The organism is Corynebacterium sp. HMSC078A10, from assembly GCF_001811565.1.
Lineage (GTDB): Bacteria > Actinomycetota > Actinomycetes > Mycobacteriales > Mycobacteriaceae > Corynebacterium > Corynebacterium hesseae.
Map to the genome: position 1 here is coordinate 123,521 of NZ_KV805216.1, position 14,596 is coordinate 138,116.

Consider the following 14,596-nt stretch of genomic DNA (forward strand, 5'->3'; position numbering starts at 1 on the left):
GAGGTGTACACACTGCCGTGATCGGAATGGAATACAGCCCCGTCAAGACTGCCACGCACACCGTGCGCGTGGGCTAGTGCATCGACGACCAGTGACACTCGCATGTGGTCTGCGATCGCATAACCTGCAAGTTTCCGTGAATACGTGTCAATGACTGTGGCCAAATACATGTTCTTGCCACCCTTACAGGGCGGGTAGGTAATGTCGCCAAGATAAACGCGGTTCGGCTCGTTGGCTGTGAATGTACGGCCTACTAAGTCCGGCATGACACGGTGGCCAGGCTTGCGCCTGGTAGTGACACATCGGCGGCGCTTGGTAAAGCCTTTAAGTCCCATGGATTTCATGATGCGTGCGACCTTCTTGTGGTTGATCGGAGGAATGTCCGTATCGTCGTTGAGGCTTGCAGCGATGCGTTTAGCACCATAAAGCCCGTGCTCATCATCGAAGATGGTTGTAATTCTCGCACCAATAAGGGCATCGGAACACATCTTTAACCTGCGCTTTTCACGGGTTTGGACCCATTTATAGAACGAGGAGCGATTGAGCTTTAAAACGTGGCACATCCGCTTGACCGAGTATTCGGTTCGGTGGTCATAGACAAACTGGAAGCGGATCACCAGCGTGTCTCTTCGGCAAAATATTTAGCAGCTTTACGTAGAATATCGCGTTCTTCGCGCAGCTTCGCGTTTTCTTTTTCCAGCTGGCGGATTCGCTCAGAATCAGTCGCCGCTTGGGCTTTATCATGCACGGCTCTAATGCGGGCACGCTTTCCGGTGCCGTACTTGGTGACCCAAGAATGCAGCGAGGCACGGTTGATACCGAGCTCTGCTGATGCTGCGTTCAGCGAGAGGTCCTCATTGTTTTCATAGAGGGCCACAGCATCGCGTTTGAACTGTTCGGAGTACCTGGACATGGTGGTAGATTACCTTTCTTCCCAGCCCGACTGGGCTGGAATGAAAGGTGTCCACCAAAAAGGGGTCAGGCCCAATCACCACGCGCTCGCCTTCAGCAATGGGGTAGTGAAGAAGGTAGTGGATTCAGCTGAGTGCCCTTTGCCCTCCGTCGGAAGAAGAGTGGTGGAGAAGGCCTCTACGTCACGGTCTACCGTGGCCGGGGAACCTTCGGTTTCGCCGCCTTCGATCTCCTCTAAGTCTGACTCGTAGGCGTTGAAGGTGCGCGGTGCTGCGCGGCTAAGCTCCTTGGCCAAGCTATCGGCGTCGGAGGCGTCGGCATAGGTGCCGCCGGTGGCGTCGGCAATGCACTGTAGTTCCTGCTGAGCCTCGGGCTCAACGTTGAAGCCGACGGTGTTGATGACCAGGTCGATGCCCTGCTCCTTCAGTTCCTTCGCCACATCGCAGACCGGTGGCGGGGTACATGTCGCAACGCCATCCGAGACCAAGATGATGCTGCGCTGGCCTTCCTTTGGAAGCTCGGCCGCGGCCTTGCGCAGAGATTCACCGATGGGAGTGAAACCTCGTGGCTGCAGGCCATCCATGTGGCCAATCATCTTTTCGGAATTGCCGGCCTCGGGTGGCGTTACCACGGTGATGTCCTGGCAACCGGCTGCCTCATCTTCGGGGGCTTCGCCGGTGTTCCCACCGTAGGTGACAAGTCCCAGAGGGGCGTCGTCCCCGGCTTCGGTGATGAAGGTGCGGGCGGCATCTTTGGCGGCGTCGATGCGGGTCTGGCCGCCGGCATCGTTGGTGATCATGGAACCGGAGGAATCGAAGACCACCATGGTCGGAGCCATGTCACTAGAGGCAGTGGGGGAGCTCGACGCGGAGCTACTAGTGGACGTTGAGTGTGAATCTTCGGCGGTGGCTGTGAGGGGAAAGAGAACGGTTGCGGCGGAGAGAGCGACTGCTGCGAGGAAAACAATCGCCGTGAGCAATGGTTTTGGTATGAAACGTGACTTTGTGTGCATGTGAGTTAAATTACACACAGGAGGCGATCTGCGCTTGGGAACGGGGAATACAGGGGGATTAACCCCCGTGCATTCCGTTTCCGTTTGCGTGTTTTAGGGGGCCTTAGAACAGCCGGGTGTACATCCGGTAGATCGAGTCGAGCATGCTCTGAATGTTGTTGCGGACCGGGCTATTCGGGTCCAGCGCCGCCACGCCGCCGGCGACAATCAGCGCACTGATGGCCCCCAACAGGAAGCCAATCACGCCGCCGCGAGAGGACGAGCATGAATCATCCGAGGACCCATCGGAGGAGCCTGCCGAGCTTGCCGACGCCCCCGTAGAGCCCTCGTCACAGTTCTCATCCGGCTTGGCTGGCTCATCGGGCTCACCTGGCTTGGCTGGCTTGGAGGGATCCGAAGGCTCGGAGGGCTCGGCAGTTTTGGTAGTGGTAATGGTCGTCGGCACCTTGGTGGTGATGGTCTTTTCCTCAGTGGTGGGCACCATCGAGGTCACTGTCTTGGTGGTCTTCTCCGCTGGGAGCGTGGTGGTCACCGTGGTGGGGACCTCTTTGGTTTCCGTGGTGGTCACGGCGGTCGGTACCTCCGTGGTGACGACCTCAGTGGTGGTCGCCGGCGCCGGGGTCGTCGGCTTCTCTTCGCGCGGGTCCGCAATGGCGTGGTCGTTGTTCTTCAGCGTGACCTTGTCCACCAAGTTTGGGTTGTTGGCGTTGTAGGTGCGGAAGGCGAGCTCATCACCGGTCACATCGACGATCATGTAGTCCTCGTCGTAGTCTTGGCGCCAGATCGCCGTGGACTCGTGCGGCAGAGCAGGGTCCATGTTTTCCATGCGGGCATTGGGGTACTTCTTCCCGTCCTCACCCTGGAAGTCATAGAACTTGCCGCCGCCCGCCGAGGTGGTGGTGATGTAGAGGACCTCACCGTCATTGGGGGCGAGGACGTCGCCACGCTTTGCAGGAGCCTTCACCGGCTCAAGGCCGTTCATGAGGTGGGTACGGGTGTAGATGTGATCGTGGCCGCTGAGTACGGCATCGACGTCCAGTTCAGACATGACCGGAGCGAGCTTCTCACGGAGCTTGGTTACATCGCCATCGGTGTAGTGGGTGCCTTGAGAGAAGAAGGCGTGGTGCATGCCCACGATGATCCAGTCATTGAAAGCTCCGCGGTTTTCAATGGTCTTACGCATGAACTCCGCATGGCGCTCAATGTCCGCGTCACTGCTGGCGTTGGTGTCGAGCCCAAGGAAGAGAACGTTGTTGCGCTCAAAGTAGAAATCCCGCAGGTCTGGCTCCTGATTCGGGTTGATGAAGTGCTCATCGTAGTGCTTCATCGCCAGGTCCGATGGGTACGTCTCGTGATTGCCCGGCAATGCGTTGGTGGGAATGTTTCGAATCTCCGGTGAGGAGAAGTAGCCGTCGTACTGCGCGATCGTCGCGCCCCAGCCCTCAACCTGGTCACCGAGGGACCAGATCATGCTGGCTTGAGGGGCGTCAGCAACCGCGTTGCCGATGGTCTTGTTCCACTGCTCGGTCTGACCCTTGATGTCGGCATCGACTCCAATCTGCGCGTCAGAAACCGTAACGAAGCTCCAGTCCTGGCCAAAGCTGCCGGTGTTAAAGGTTTCAGGCTCGGACCAGCCGCCCTCTTCGGAGCCGACGCGGTAGGTGTACTCGGTGTTTTCCTTTAGACCCGTAGCGGTGGCGTAGTTGGACACGTAGGCAATAGCGCCACCGTCCTTTTCCTCTGCTTCAAAGGTCTGGGCGCCGCCTGGGCCGGTTACCTCGAGGACTTCCTTGTCTGCCGGGCCCTGGGTGCGCCACGAGACAATGACGGAGCTTTCCTTGCTTCCCGGTTGGAGCACCATCCGGGAAATGGGGCTAGTTTGAGCGGTAGCCAGAATGGGAACGCTTACCTGTGAGGTGAAGACAAGAGCGGCCGCGGTCATGGTGGCTACGCCAGCGGAGGCGGGAGAAAAACTAAAACGCTTCATTATTGCTTTGTGTGCCTTTTGCGATGAATATCGGAAGTTGATTGTGAGAGTGTTTCTCTGCTGAGAAAACAGAAAAACAGACATGACCTAGTCACAGAAACATCTCAAGGTGAACCTCCGGTTAAGCAGAATAGAAATCTGTGGAACATGCCCCCGGTATAGGGGATATCAGGCGCTGTTTCGCGTTGAAATAGCAGTTTTGGTGAGCTTATGTTTAGCCCCATGTCCCACGAATTCGGGTCCACAGATACCCCAGACTCTTCAGAATCTTTAAGAAACTCTCGCGCTATCCGCTTTAATCGACGCACCGCATTGCGTTGGGGCGCCGTTGGTGCATCCACCGCGGCCGCTGGCTATGGGCTGTCGGCAGCAACTGCCCAGCACGGCACCCCGCGCCAGGCCCCGTTGGAAGCGTATAACCAGTACACCGGCGCCCAGCTGCCTTTCCTCCACGGCGTTGCGTCTGGTGATCCGCTGCCCACCTCGGTGGTGCTGTGGACCCGCGTCACCCCGGACCGGGATGCCCTGCCTGGTTCTGGCATGGGAGACGACGTTCACGTGGCATGGGAGATTGCTACAGATGAGGCGATGGCTTCCGTGGTGGCACACGGTCAAGAGGTTGCCTCCGCGGAGCACGACCATACCGTTCACGTAGATCCCTTTGGCCTGAACCCGGACACCGTGTACTACTACCGCTTCCAGGTGACCTCGGGTGAGCATAGCGGGGCGTATTCGCCCGTGGGCAGGACGAAAACTGCGCCGGCTGTCGACGCCCAGGTAGACAACCTGAAATTCGCCGTGGCCTCGTGCGCCAACTACGAATCGGGCTTCTTTAACGCCTACAAAGACATGGCGGAGCGTGGACGCTCCGGGGAGCTTGACTTCGTGGTCTTCCTTGGGGATTACATCTACGAATATCCCACGGGGGAGTACGTGGGCAAGAGTGGCGTGGCACGTGAGCACCACCCCGTGTGGGAGATCGTCACACTGGAGGACTACCGCATTCGCTACGGCCGCTACCGCACCGACGAGCACCTGCAGGCTGCGCATGCTGCGGCCCCGTGGGTCGTGGTGTGGGACGACCACGAGACAGCCAACAACTCCTGGCGCGAGGGCGCCGAAAACCACACACCTGGGTTTGCAGAGGGCGAGTGGTCCCGCCGTTGGAACGACGCCTTGCAGGCTTATTACGAATGGATGCCGCTGCGTCAAAAGCAGCTGAGCGAGGGCGGTAAGCTTTACCGCAACCTGCGCTTCGGCTCCCTCATGGAGCTCACCATGATGGACCTGCGTACCTACCGCGATCAGGAAACCACCGCCGCTAACTTCGGGGACCCGAATCGAACCATCGTGGGCAACGAGCAGTTGCAGTGGCTGCGGGACACTATTTCGATGTCGGACGCCACGTGGATGGTGATGGGCAATTCCGTGATGATGGCTCCCATGCGCCTGTTGACCATTCCCGGTAATGACGCGGCCAATGAGGGCTTGCGCTTTGTCAAGGGCAATACTTCTGGCTTTGCCGTGAATTCGGATCAGTGGGATGGATACGCCGCCGACCGTGACCGTGTGCTTGAGGCTCTTGATGCTCGCGAGGGCAACTCCTTCTTCATTACCGGTGATATTCACTCGGAATGGGCCAACGACATCTACCTGCACGACAAGCGCGTGGCCTGTGAGCTGGTGACTACCTCAATTACGGCTCCCAACGTCGACGAAATCCTCACCACCTACACAGGCACCTACCACGGGGAGGACAACTCGACCTCGTTGCTCATTGAGGACGCAATCAAGGACGCTAATCCGTGGGTAAAGCACTTGGACTATGACTCCCACGGCTATGCCGTCGCGCATCTCTTTGCCGATCACGTGGACATGCACTACTACCGTGTGTCTGATGTTGAAGCTGAAGATGCTTCGGTAGCGCTGGCGGTGAGCAAGACCTGGAATCCTAAGGACGGATTCACCGCCTAGCCACCATCCGCCGGCGGGCGCTGCGGGGGATCAGCCCAGCGCTCGGAGGTAAAAGAAGCCGATCAGCGCGCGCCGGGGAATATCGAGCAGCGGACGCAGGAAGGGGAGGTGAGCGGGTTGGGAGGAGGCGTCGACAAGCAGCAGCGTGCGCCCATCCCGTAGGCGCTCCAGGGTAAAGGTCTCCTCGCCGCGCTCAATATGGCCGGGAAGGGTGCCGTAGGTAAAGCCACACCGGCGCTCCTCGCGGAAGACATCCACGACCCGGCAGCGAAACTCCCACGGCCCCAGCCCGAGGCTGACCTCAGCGCCTTCCTCCACCGTGGCGTGGCTGGGCCTTACCCGGAAGAGACCGCTACGCTGCAGGCCCCAGCGAAAAAGCTTGTCCGCGGCGTCATCGAATTCAGCGTCGATGACGCGGGACATGTGCAGCTGCGGGAAGCCCTCGGTGGAGGAGTACGACAGTGGCTCAGGCATGGTGTTCAGCCTAGTCAAACCGCCCTTAGATGATGCTTGAGAAGAGTAAAATAGGGTGTATGCAGGAGAAACGGCAACGACTTATCGTTCCTGACTTAGCGCGCGGCACGGCGCTGTTGGGGATTGCCATGGCGAACGCCGTGCAGAGTTGGGTTGTGAACGAGTGGTCCTTGGGGCCTAGCTCTTCCCTGGGTGGTGTGCGCCCCGATAGCGCCCTGGACACCGTGGCCGCGGTGTTCACCGGCATGTTTGTACGTGTGCGAGGCCTGCCCATGTTCTGCATGCTGTTGGGATTCGGCATTGGTCTCATTGCTGCTAGTTTGCAGCGTAAGGGCTACACCATTAAAGAATCCCGGCGCGTACTCATCCGCCGCTACGGCCTGCTGGCAGTTTTTGGTTTGGTGCATGGCTTCGTGCTTTTCGACGGTGACATCATGCTGGTCTATGGCCTCATGGGCATCGCCTTGGCTTGGTGCTTTACGCTTTCGACACGCACGCTGCGGCGCATTGCCTATTGGTTCTTTGGCGGCTATGCGGTCTTCGCCGGTTCGGGTGCATTGGGAGCCTATTTTGGTTACTTCAATCCTCTGCCCAAGTCGCGTCCGATGACCGGTGACCTTGTCACCTTCGGCGACTACTTTGCCCGCAACCTGCGCGGTGAGGTTGCTGCTCTGGGACAGATCCCCATTACATTTGTGGGGCTGGTAGGTGCTTTACTTATCGGATATATCTGGGCGCGGGAGGGCGTGCTTGCAAACGTTTCTGCGCACCGCCGAACCTTGGTCACCTGGGTTGTAATTGCAGGTATGGTCATTGTCTTTGTTGGTCTTCCGTGGGGGCTTGCGGCCGCTGGTGTTGTGTCAACCGAATTGGAACCGGTGTTCTTGATGCTGAACCAAGCTTTTGGCTTTCTTACGGGTCCTGGCATTCTGGCGGTTTTGGCACTGCTCACGGAGAAACTCAACAATCGCGTTCCTGGGTGGGCCTTTGCTTTCGTGGCGTTGGGCAAGCGCTCTATGTCGGGCTACATTGCGCAATCGGTTTTGTTTATTGTTCTTGTCACCCCAGCCGGCTTCGGACTAGGCGCGGATGCTTCGGTGAGCGGCAAGCTTGGAATCGGTCTGCTGGTCTTTGTCCTGACGCTGCTTCTCGCTGCTCTGCTTGAGGCTTGGGGCAAACCTGGCCCGTTCGAGTGGGCGCATCGCCGGCTGGCGTACGGCCCAACGTGTCGTATTGAGCCTAAGTCGGCTCTCGGGTCGGCCTGATGTTGGTCTAAGCGGCTGCTTCCTCACACAGGAGCCAACTGCAGAGCTCCTTTTGGGCGCGGTCGACGCCTCCGGAGTAGCTTTCCTCGAGCTCCAGCTTGACGCCATCAAAAATGCGCTCTGAGATGAGTTCCGCGCGCTCTCTGCTCAGCTTCCCCTGCAGCTCATCGAGGGGCACCTTGAGCTCCGTATACGGGCTCGGACGAAAGTACCATGACCGCATGTCGTCGGCGTAGACGACGATAATCGTCTTCGTCATCTGCGATTCCAGCACAACATTTCCAAATACCAGTGACGTCAGCGTCTTCGATTCCATGGCCGCGATTGTAGGCCTGTGTAATGGAATATACGAGGCTTCATTTTTGGAGGCGTTCCGATATATTTTGTCAACCTCGCGGGTGTCTTAATCGGGGTTGATGTTTCAGCCGGGGCCGTTTGGACGTGTTGTTGTCGGACATGGCTTCAGCTCTGCAGGCATTGCCGCTGAGCAGTAATGGGAAGCTGGATCGTCGTGCCCTCCCCGATCCAAATTAAGTTAAAAAGTCTCGGATTACCCTTGTTAGCCTACCCTGGGTGATGGTAGCCTTACCTAACCTTGTTCGTTTAGTGAAATGGAAACCCATTCAGGATGAAGAACTCAATCGTTGTCCGTGCGCTCAGTCTCGCCGTGCTCTCCACTACCCTGATGTTGGGAGCCTGCAGCTCCGATACAGATGGCAAGGCGGAAAATACTTCCTCAGGCGCAAACTCCGCAGCGAATTCCGGTGATAATGCCTCCGAAGTCACCATCAAGCACGCCAGGGGGGAAGACACATACCCCGTAAACCCCGAGCGCGTCGTTGCCATTGGTCCAGCCATCGACAACCTGCTGGCTATGGGCATCAAGCCCTCCGCCGTGGTGGTGTCTGCTAAGGACATGAATGCCCCGTGGCGCGACGGCAAGTTGGACGGCGTGGAGATTATCAAGCAGACCGATTTCAAGACTCTGCCGAAGGAAGAGATCGCTGCCGCTGCTCCGGATTTCATCGTCGGGGACTACTGGACGATCTCCGAGGATAACTACACACAGCTCTCCGAGATCGCGCCCACTCTGGGTGGTATTGGCACCGAGGGTGAGGGGATCGGCTGGAAGTCGCAGCTGAAGGAGCTCGGCAAGATCTTCAACAAGGAAGATAAAGCTCAAGAAGTCATCGACCAGGATGAGAAGGTCTTCACCGATGCGAAGTCCGAGCTGCCGAATATCGAGGGTAAGACCGGTGTGGTCTCCCAGTTCGCTCAGGGATCCTTTGGAGCTGTGGCCGACCCGAAGGACCCAGGAGCCTCTTTCATCTACGACCTGGGTATGAAATTCCCGGAACCTCTGACCGACGGCTCTATTGAGGTAAAGCAGGGGCGCGTGACTCTGTCGCCAGAAAACGTCTCCGCCCTGGCTGCGGACTTCATGGTGATCTATAACCGCACCGGTGACATCGCGGAGGTGGAGAAGATCCCGGGCTACTCAGACCTGCCGCAGGTCAAGTCCGGCGCCACCCTGGCGGGTAACGAGGCTGTGGTTGCCGGCCTGAACACGCCGACCTCCCTGTCCCGTGCATGGGTATTGGAGCAGGTCAAGCCTACCTTGAAAAAGCTCTCTTAGTCTCTTTTTCTCCAGCACCCCTCGCGAGTGTGTCGCCCGGTGTGGCAGCGTGGGGTGTTTTCTTATGCCCTTTCTTGTTCGCTCACTCGCCTCCCCGCTGCCGCCCGCCGACCCGCAAGGAACTTTGCTTGTCTTCTGCGCAGTGGGATCCGGCTGCTGCGTGGAGGCGCCGTCCGGGGGCGTATCCGGTGCGGGTGAGCGAACTTGAACTTACGCATGCGCAGCTGATGAAAGTCGATGGCTGGAAGAACGTTTTTCAGCAGTGGGCACCGCGGTGCTGGACAAGAGTTCGGCTGACCGGCCAGCACCCGAGGCGAGAGGCATCGACCCTGCGCATGCCGACCAACCGCATGCCGATCCACCGCACTGACCCGCTACACACCGTCCCAATCCACTAAACCAACCCACATACTGACCCTACGCACACCGACTCACCGCACACCGCCAACCCAGAAACGAGAAAGGAATGACCATGGCGAGGAATAGCCGAGACAGGGAAATCTACCCCATTACGATCCGCGAACTGCAGGTCGATGACATCGAGGACATCACACCAGGGATGCGTCGCATTACTCTGACGGGCGAACAACTACGCGCCCATAGTGCGTTCGGCGTAGACGCACCACCGCTAGTCAGCGATGGTTTCGACGACGATATCCGCATCATCTTCCCAGACCCGGCCACCGGGGAGCGCCCTCACCCCATCACACGGGAGGACGCGACGGTGCTATGGCAAGAGGAAGTCAAAGATCTGTTTCGGACATATACCGTCCGTTCATTCGACGCCTCCCAGGGCCGTCTCGTCGTAGACTTCGCGCGGCATGGCCAAGGCCTGGCCGAGGACTGGTCCGCACGAGCTCGACCGGGAGATCCCCTGTATATCGCAGGGCCGAAGTCTTGCGCAGCGCTGCCCACCCACACTCCGTGGCTACTGATGGTGGGCGACGAGACGGCGCTGCCGGCGATTGCTCGCTGTATAGAGTCTTTGCCCGCCGGGTATAGGGCAGTGGCGATTATTGAGGTAGCCACGCGGGCACATGTCCAGCGACTGGAGTTCGAAGCACAGGTGGACATTCACTGGCAGGTGCGAGACGAGGGCGGGGACTTCGTGGCGAAAGCTACCGAGTTGTACGGAGAACACCCAGAGTGGGCGGCCGAGCCCGCTGCGATGCCCTATGTATGGGCTGCGGGAGAGGCCGGGCGATTGAAGGCGATCCGACGCTGGGTTCGAGCTCTGGGGATTCCGCGGGAAAACGTGGAGATTACGGGGTACTGGCGCGCAATGGCACCGGCGCAATCGGAAGCAGGGGCGACGGCTACGCAGGCTGAGAGTGCGGGGCAGGTTACGGGCACTCCGTTGCAGGGCGACAGTGAGGGGGCGGAGACAGGGGCTGTGACGAGCTACCGTAATGCGCTGGTTGAGCTGCATGAACTCACCGAAATGGGGTCGGCGATTCTTGTGCGCCAAGCCGTAGGGATGGGGATTTTCGGCCTGATTGATGAGGGCGCGGATCGAGTGGATCAACTGGCCGAAGCAACTGGCGTGCAGCAGGAGCTGGCTCTCCGGATTGCGCGTTACCTGGAGGCAGTGGGGTTAGTGACGTTGTCGGCGGATGTAGCACTGGATAGCTCATCGGAGGATGTGGCGGACCAACGGGCGGTTCGAATCGGCCTCACTGCGCTGGGCAGCGAGTTGGCAAACCCGGATTCTCCAGTAAGGGATTGGATTACCGGGCCGGCGGCCGCCAAGACCGCAGCACTTGGCCGGCTAGGGCAGGCACTGCAGAATCCGGCTGATACCGGCGAGCACCGCTGGGACTACATTGTGCAAACCCAGCCACAACTGGCCGTGGAGGAACACGAACAGGCGGCCTCCAGTGCTCAGTGGTCGGCCCCGGCCGCAGCGGAGATTCTGAGCAGCAAGCTACTAGCGCGACAGGATGCTGGCTCGCTTCGATGCGCGGTGGGAGGTCCGGCCGCGGCGGTGTATGCGGATGAGATTCTACGTAAGATACCGCAGGCAAACGCCGTGGTGTTGGGGTCGTTTTCGGAGGCAGAGGATGACGCAAGGATCTCAGTAGGCGCAGCAACTGCAGCGATGACGGAGCCTGGGGCCAGCGCAGAGGAGGTTATGCTGCGCGATATTGCTCCACGCCGCCGGGATCGTGCTCGCTATAGTGCACTGCACGCTCCAACGGTTGGGCGTAGCGGTGGGGATGCGCGCCGGGCGGATTGGGCTGGCACAGTGGCTACTTTGTGCGAGCAGGTAGATGCTGTGGTGCTGGTTGATCCGTGGCGACGTTGGCCAACTATAGAGTTGCAGCAGCTGGTAGCTGCCGTACTACGTTCTGGGGCGCAGCTGTTCCTGGTGACCCCAGTGTTGCAGGAAAGTGGGGCCGAGGATCATGACTACCAGGAAGATTTATCACGCCTCGTTCTGTATGGATCGCAGCTGCCCACGGCCCGTGTGATTGCGAAGCACCTGGCTGCCGTGGGTGCGGTAGTGCGTTCGAAGCAGCCGGTGGGGTGGAGTGCCCAGCTGTTCGAGGTGGGGAGGGGAGGTAGGTAACTGCCGGTGGTCGGGCGAAGCGTGTGGAGGAGCGGCGGACGTTCGGTGGTTTGCTAAACCGTTTCTAAAGTGCCCCCTGTCGGCCGGGATCCCCCCTTCCGCTGGGAGCCTTCCTATCGGCTGGGGTCCCACCCCTTCGGCTGGGAGCGCCTGTCGGCTGGCCCCTAGCGGCTGAGCTGCCTCCATATCGGCAGCCACACACCCCCCCGAAATAATTAACTTAGCCTATCCTTTATCTAGTTAGGCTGCCCCATGCGGGGTAGACGCGGTAGACGTGATTGACGCGCGCTCGAGGATCGATCAACACCCCGTGCGTCCGATGGCCTTCACCGCACCCCAATGAGCTCCCTACACGTTAGGCTTTTATATGTTTCGAAACAATTCGCTGACCCGTCGCGCGGCAATGAAGACGGCCGCTGTCTTAGCAGCATCCACTCTCGTCCTTTCCGGTTGCTCCCGAGGCGAGGATTCCTCGGCGTCAAATATTGAGGGCAATGAGAACGAGCGCATCGCCGCAGTTGGCCTAGGAGACAGCGATACCTTGCTCGCGCTAGGTATCCAGCCTGTTTGGCAGCAACACGCACATCGGGAAAACGTTGTCATCAACTCGGGCGCGCGTTTCCAGGATCAAGGTGGCATCCACAAAGGGGAGCATGCGGTCGTGGCCGCGGGCACGGTGGTGACCAAGGACGTCGCGCTGCGCACTATTGCGGGCGGGGTGTCGGCCCGTTACTTGCGCGACATCGAGGGCTAATCCGCGCGGGCAGAGGACGTTGCCGCCGAGCGCATGGTACCCGCCTCCAGGTCATCCTCGTTGAAGAAGTCGAGGACGCCGTCCTCGAAGACGTAGGCGCCGTCGGGGAAGTAGAGGGTCAGAGTGCCGTCTTTGAGCTCCGCCTGGATGGGGTGACCCAAGGTGCCGGCCTCGTAAGTGCCGTCGCCGACCTTTTCAAATTTCTTGTCGGACAGGAAGTCTTTGGAGTCGTCTCTGAAGGTGGCGAGGTCGACTTCCGTTTCGCCATGGGTTTTGAGGAAGTAGTTGCTTGGTCCGTTCATGGCTTCCGCGGGGGAAAACTCACCGTCGAGGAAGTCGCATTCACTTTCGCTGATGGAGAAGCGGCAGCGGACGGGGCCGCTATTGGTGTCGAATTCGTAGAACTCGTCGAGGTCGGCCGGATCGACGGCGTCGTTCAGATGGGTGAGGTCGATTCCGATGTGGTGTTTGTCTTCTGCGTTGAGCTCGGTCTTGAGTGCTCCGAAGTCCATCGCGGTAAATGTCACGCTCACTGGCTTGTCTGCCTCATGTGCGGGAGTATCGCCCGTAGTGAAACTTACGGAGTGGCTGCCAATGGTGAAGTCGAAGCCGTCGCCGGAGAAGTACCCATTGCTGTCATTGAGCGGGTGGCCCCAGTTGAAAACGATGGAGAAGACCACTTGTTCGCCCTCGTAGTTGCCGGAGGCAATGATGTAGCTCAGGGGCTCGCACGCATCGAAAGAATCTTGGGTGACTTTGAAGTCTTTGAGAGGTGCTCCGCGTTCAGGCTCCTCCGTCAACAGGAAATGAACGATGGCCGTTGGTGCTTCGCCTTTGTCAACGAATTCGCCGACTCCGGAGTCGGCGACTCCGGCGTTCGGGTCGCAGCTTTCTTCGGCCAAGGATACGGGCCAGTTGCGTGTCGATGCCGCCCTGCTCGACGTAGCTGGGCTGGTGCTGCTGCGAGTCGCGCGTGAGGAAGTGCTCGAGGTCGCTGGTGGGTTGGAGGCAGACTCGGTCGCCGCGCTCAAGTCAGGTGCCACTGCGGATTCCGACGGGGCTGCCTCGCGCCGAGTGTCGGGGAGGGAGCAGGACGCAACGAGCGCGGCTGCTGATGCCGCCGCTACTGCGGCACGCGCGGTGCGTTGGGGCAGGAGGACAGGGAGAGTGGTCATGGTGTATGTCCTTCGTCCGAGGGGCGAACTCGTGGCCGAGACTAACGAAGCGCGAAGCCGAGTCCTATCACCGGCTGGAAATTGTTAGGAGATCGAAATGATTTACGGGGAGAGCTGAGTGATGGGCTGGACAGACAAGATGTCGACCTCGCCCGCGCAGGCCTGCAGGCCCGGCACTGCGACATAGAGGCTGTCGGTGTTTTCGGGCGGATAGATCCGCAGGCCATCGGCGTCCTGCGGTTGGCAGGCCGCCGCGTCGAGCAATCCCACGTTGGTGATCTTGAGCCCCGTGCGGGCCTGGGCCCCTGGCGCCAGCGTCACGGTGGCAGCTTCGGTGCCGGTCTCACGCAGCGCGGCGGGGCCTAGTTGAGTGCCGTCGTTGCTGGTGACGGCGGAGACGCCGGGGAAGCCCGTGAGGGTGCACTCCTCGCCAGAGGTATTGGTCAGCACGATGTCGACGAGTCGGGAGCCAGCGGCTCCCTGTTCGTTGGTGATCTCGGTGGAGAGCTGGGAGGTGGCGCAGGCGCCCTCGGGCAAGGGCGGGATAGTGGAGGATGCTGGGGCTGGTGCGGTGCCGGACGCGCCGGGAGCGGCCCCGGAAGCAACGTCGTCGGCCGTGGCGGTATCGGCGGCGTCAGCACCGCCAGTACCGCCAGCACCGACAGTGCCGTCGGCGGCATCGTCACCCGCAGGGGCGTCGGCCGAGTGAACGACGGTGGTCGTGACTGCCGACGGTGCCGCAGAGTCCTCCTCGCTGGCGGAACACGCGGCGAGTGGCAGCAGCAGGCTGAGGGACAGGAGTGCGCGCAGATTCTTCATACCCACAGGGTAGTTTCAC

12 protein-coding genes and 1 pseudogene are annotated in these 14,596 nt (G+C 59.9%); 6 read left to right on the forward strand and 7 right to left on the reverse strand.

Annotated elements, in window-relative coordinates; genetic code table 11:
• The 3 genes and pseudogenes from HMPREF2808_RS08585 to HMPREF2808_RS08605 all read right to left on the reverse strand — a co-directional run.
• Positions 1 to 913, reverse strand: a pseudogene (locus HMPREF2808_RS08585) (IS3 family transposase); the annotation flags it as partial.
• A gap of 75 nt (positions 914 to 988) precedes the next feature.
• The gene (locus HMPREF2808_RS08595; protein ID WP_246818547.1) at positions 989 to 1,924 is read right to left on the reverse strand and encodes a vWA domain-containing protein; all 936 of its coding nucleotides are present in this window, start codon (positions 1,922 to 1,924) and stop codon (positions 989 to 991) included.
• 103 nt (positions 1,925 to 2,027) lie between these two features.
• Complete coding sequence (locus HMPREF2808_RS08605; RefSeq protein WP_070624443.1) at positions 2,028 to 3,911, reverse strand: purple acid phosphatase family protein; 1,884 nt, start codon at positions 3,909 to 3,911, stop codon at positions 2,028 to 2,030.
• A 222-nt stretch (positions 3,912 to 4,133) separates the two neighbouring features.
• On the opposite strand from HMPREF2808_RS08605, the gene HMPREF2808_RS08610 reads away from it, so the two are divergent.
• Complete coding sequence (locus HMPREF2808_RS08610) at positions 4,134 to 5,885, forward strand: alkaline phosphatase D family protein (protein ID WP_186312147.1); 1,752 nt, start codon at positions 4,134 to 4,136, stop codon at positions 5,883 to 5,885.
• A gap of 30 nt (positions 5,886 to 5,915) precedes the next feature.
• Here the strand turns inward: HMPREF2808_RS08610 and HMPREF2808_RS08615 are convergent, their stop codons facing one another.
• The gene (locus tag HMPREF2808_RS08615; RefSeq protein ID WP_070624444.1) at positions 5,916 to 6,359 is read right to left on the reverse strand and encodes a DUF1990 domain-containing protein; all 444 of its coding nucleotides are present in this window, start codon (positions 6,357 to 6,359) and stop codon (positions 5,916 to 5,918) included.
• Between the two features lie 59 nt (positions 6,360 to 6,418).
• Here HMPREF2808_RS08615 and HMPREF2808_RS08620 point away from each other — a divergent pair, with 59 nt between their 5' ends.
• On the forward strand, positions 6,419 to 7,624 hold the full coding sequence (locus tag HMPREF2808_RS08620; protein ID WP_070624445.1) for a DUF418 domain-containing protein: 1,206 nt from the start codon (positions 6,419 to 6,421) through the stop codon (positions 7,622 to 7,624).
• Between the two features lie 7 nt (positions 7,625 to 7,631).
• On the opposite strand, the gene HMPREF2808_RS08625 is transcribed toward HMPREF2808_RS08620, so the two are convergent.
• Positions 7,632 to 7,940 carry a hypothetical protein gene (locus HMPREF2808_RS08625; RefSeq protein ID WP_046647481.1) on the reverse strand — a complete coding sequence of 103 codons (309 nt, stop codon included), beginning with the start codon at positions 7,938 to 7,940 and terminating at the stop codon, positions 7,632 to 7,634.
• Between the two features lie 312 nt (positions 7,941 to 8,252).
• Here HMPREF2808_RS08625 and HMPREF2808_RS08630 point away from each other — a divergent pair, with 312 nt between their 5' ends.
• The 4 genes from HMPREF2808_RS08630 (at position 8,253) to HMPREF2808_RS08640 (ending at position 12,583) form a co-directional block, all read left to right on the forward strand.
• Positions 8,253 to 9,260 (forward strand): ABC transporter substrate-binding protein, encoded by a 1,008-nt coding sequence (locus tag HMPREF2808_RS08630; protein ID WP_010189126.1) that lies wholly within the window; start codon positions 8,253 to 8,255, stop codon positions 9,258 to 9,260.
• A gap of 128 nt (positions 9,261 to 9,388) precedes the next feature.
• Positions 9,389 to 9,658 (forward strand): hypothetical protein, encoded by a 270-nt coding sequence (locus HMPREF2808_RS13355; protein WP_141752593.1) that lies wholly within the window; start codon positions 9,389 to 9,391, stop codon positions 9,656 to 9,658.
• A gap of 74 nt (positions 9,659 to 9,732) precedes the next feature.
• On the forward strand, positions 9,733 to 11,829 hold the full coding sequence (locus HMPREF2808_RS08635) for a siderophore-interacting protein (RefSeq protein WP_070597336.1): 2,097 nt from the start codon (positions 9,733 to 9,735) through the stop codon (positions 11,827 to 11,829).
• A gap of 367 nt (positions 11,830 to 12,196) precedes the next feature.
• A complete protein-coding gene (locus HMPREF2808_RS08640; protein ID WP_070596556.1) occupies positions 12,197 to 12,583 on the forward strand; it encodes a hypothetical protein in 387 nt (128 codons plus the stop codon).
• Here the strand turns inward: HMPREF2808_RS08640 and HMPREF2808_RS08645 are convergent.
• On the reverse strand, positions 12,580 to 13,758 hold the full coding sequence (locus HMPREF2808_RS08645; protein WP_246818548.1) for a hypothetical protein: 1,179 nt from the start codon (positions 13,756 to 13,758) through the stop codon (positions 12,580 to 12,582). The genes HMPREF2808_RS08640 and HMPREF2808_RS08645 overlap by 4 nt on opposite strands.
• 102 nt (positions 13,759 to 13,860) lie before the next feature.
• A complete protein-coding gene (locus tag HMPREF2808_RS08655) occupies positions 13,861 to 14,577 on the reverse strand; it encodes a DUF4232 domain-containing protein (RefSeq protein WP_070624447.1) in 717 nt (238 codons plus the stop codon).
• Positions 14,578 to 14,596 lie beyond the last annotated feature (19 nt).

Bases quoted from the DNA above. Each gene is read 5' to 3' on its own strand.
- HMPREF2808_RS08620 (WP_070624445.1), top strand. From the start codon at position 6,419: ATGCAGGAGAAACGGCAACGACTTATCGTTCCTGACTTAGCGCGCGGC.
- HMPREF2808_RS08635 (WP_070597336.1), top strand. From the start codon at position 9,733: ATGGCGAGGAATAGCCGAGACAGGGAAATCTACCCCATTACGATCCGC.
- HMPREF2808_RS08605 (WP_070624443.1), bottom strand. From the start codon at position 3,911: ATGAAGCGTTTTAGTTTTTCTCCCGCCTCCGCTGGCGTAGCCACCATG.
- HMPREF2808_RS08645 (WP_246818548.1), bottom strand. From the start codon at position 13,758: ATGACCACTCTCCCTGTCCTCCTGCCCCAACGCACCGCGCGTGCCGCA.
- HMPREF2808_RS08595 (WP_246818547.1), bottom strand. From the start codon at position 1,924: ATGCACACAAAGTCACGTTTCATACCAAAACCATTGCTCACGGCGATT.
- HMPREF2808_RS08615 (WP_070624444.1), bottom strand. From the start codon at position 6,359: ATGCCTGAGCCACTGTCGTACTCCTCCACCGAGGGCTTCCCGCAGCTG.
- HMPREF2808_RS08655 (WP_070624447.1), bottom strand. From the start codon at position 14,577: ATGAAGAATCTGCGCGCACTCCTGTCCCTCAGCCTGCTGCTGCCACTC.
- HMPREF2808_RS08610 (WP_186312147.1), top strand. From the start codon at position 4,134: ATGTCCCACGAATTCGGGTCCACAGATACCCCAGACTCTTCAGAATCT.
- HMPREF2808_RS08640 (WP_070596556.1), top strand. From the start codon at position 12,197: ATGTTTCGAAACAATTCGCTGACCCGTCGCGCGGCAATGAAGACGGCC.
- HMPREF2808_RS08625 (WP_046647481.1), bottom strand. From the start codon at position 7,940: ATGGAATCGAAGACGCTGACGTCACTGGTATTTGGAAATGTTGTGCTG.
- HMPREF2808_RS08630 (WP_010189126.1), top strand. From the start codon at position 8,253: ATGAAGAACTCAATCGTTGTCCGTGCGCTCAGTCTCGCCGTGCTCTCC.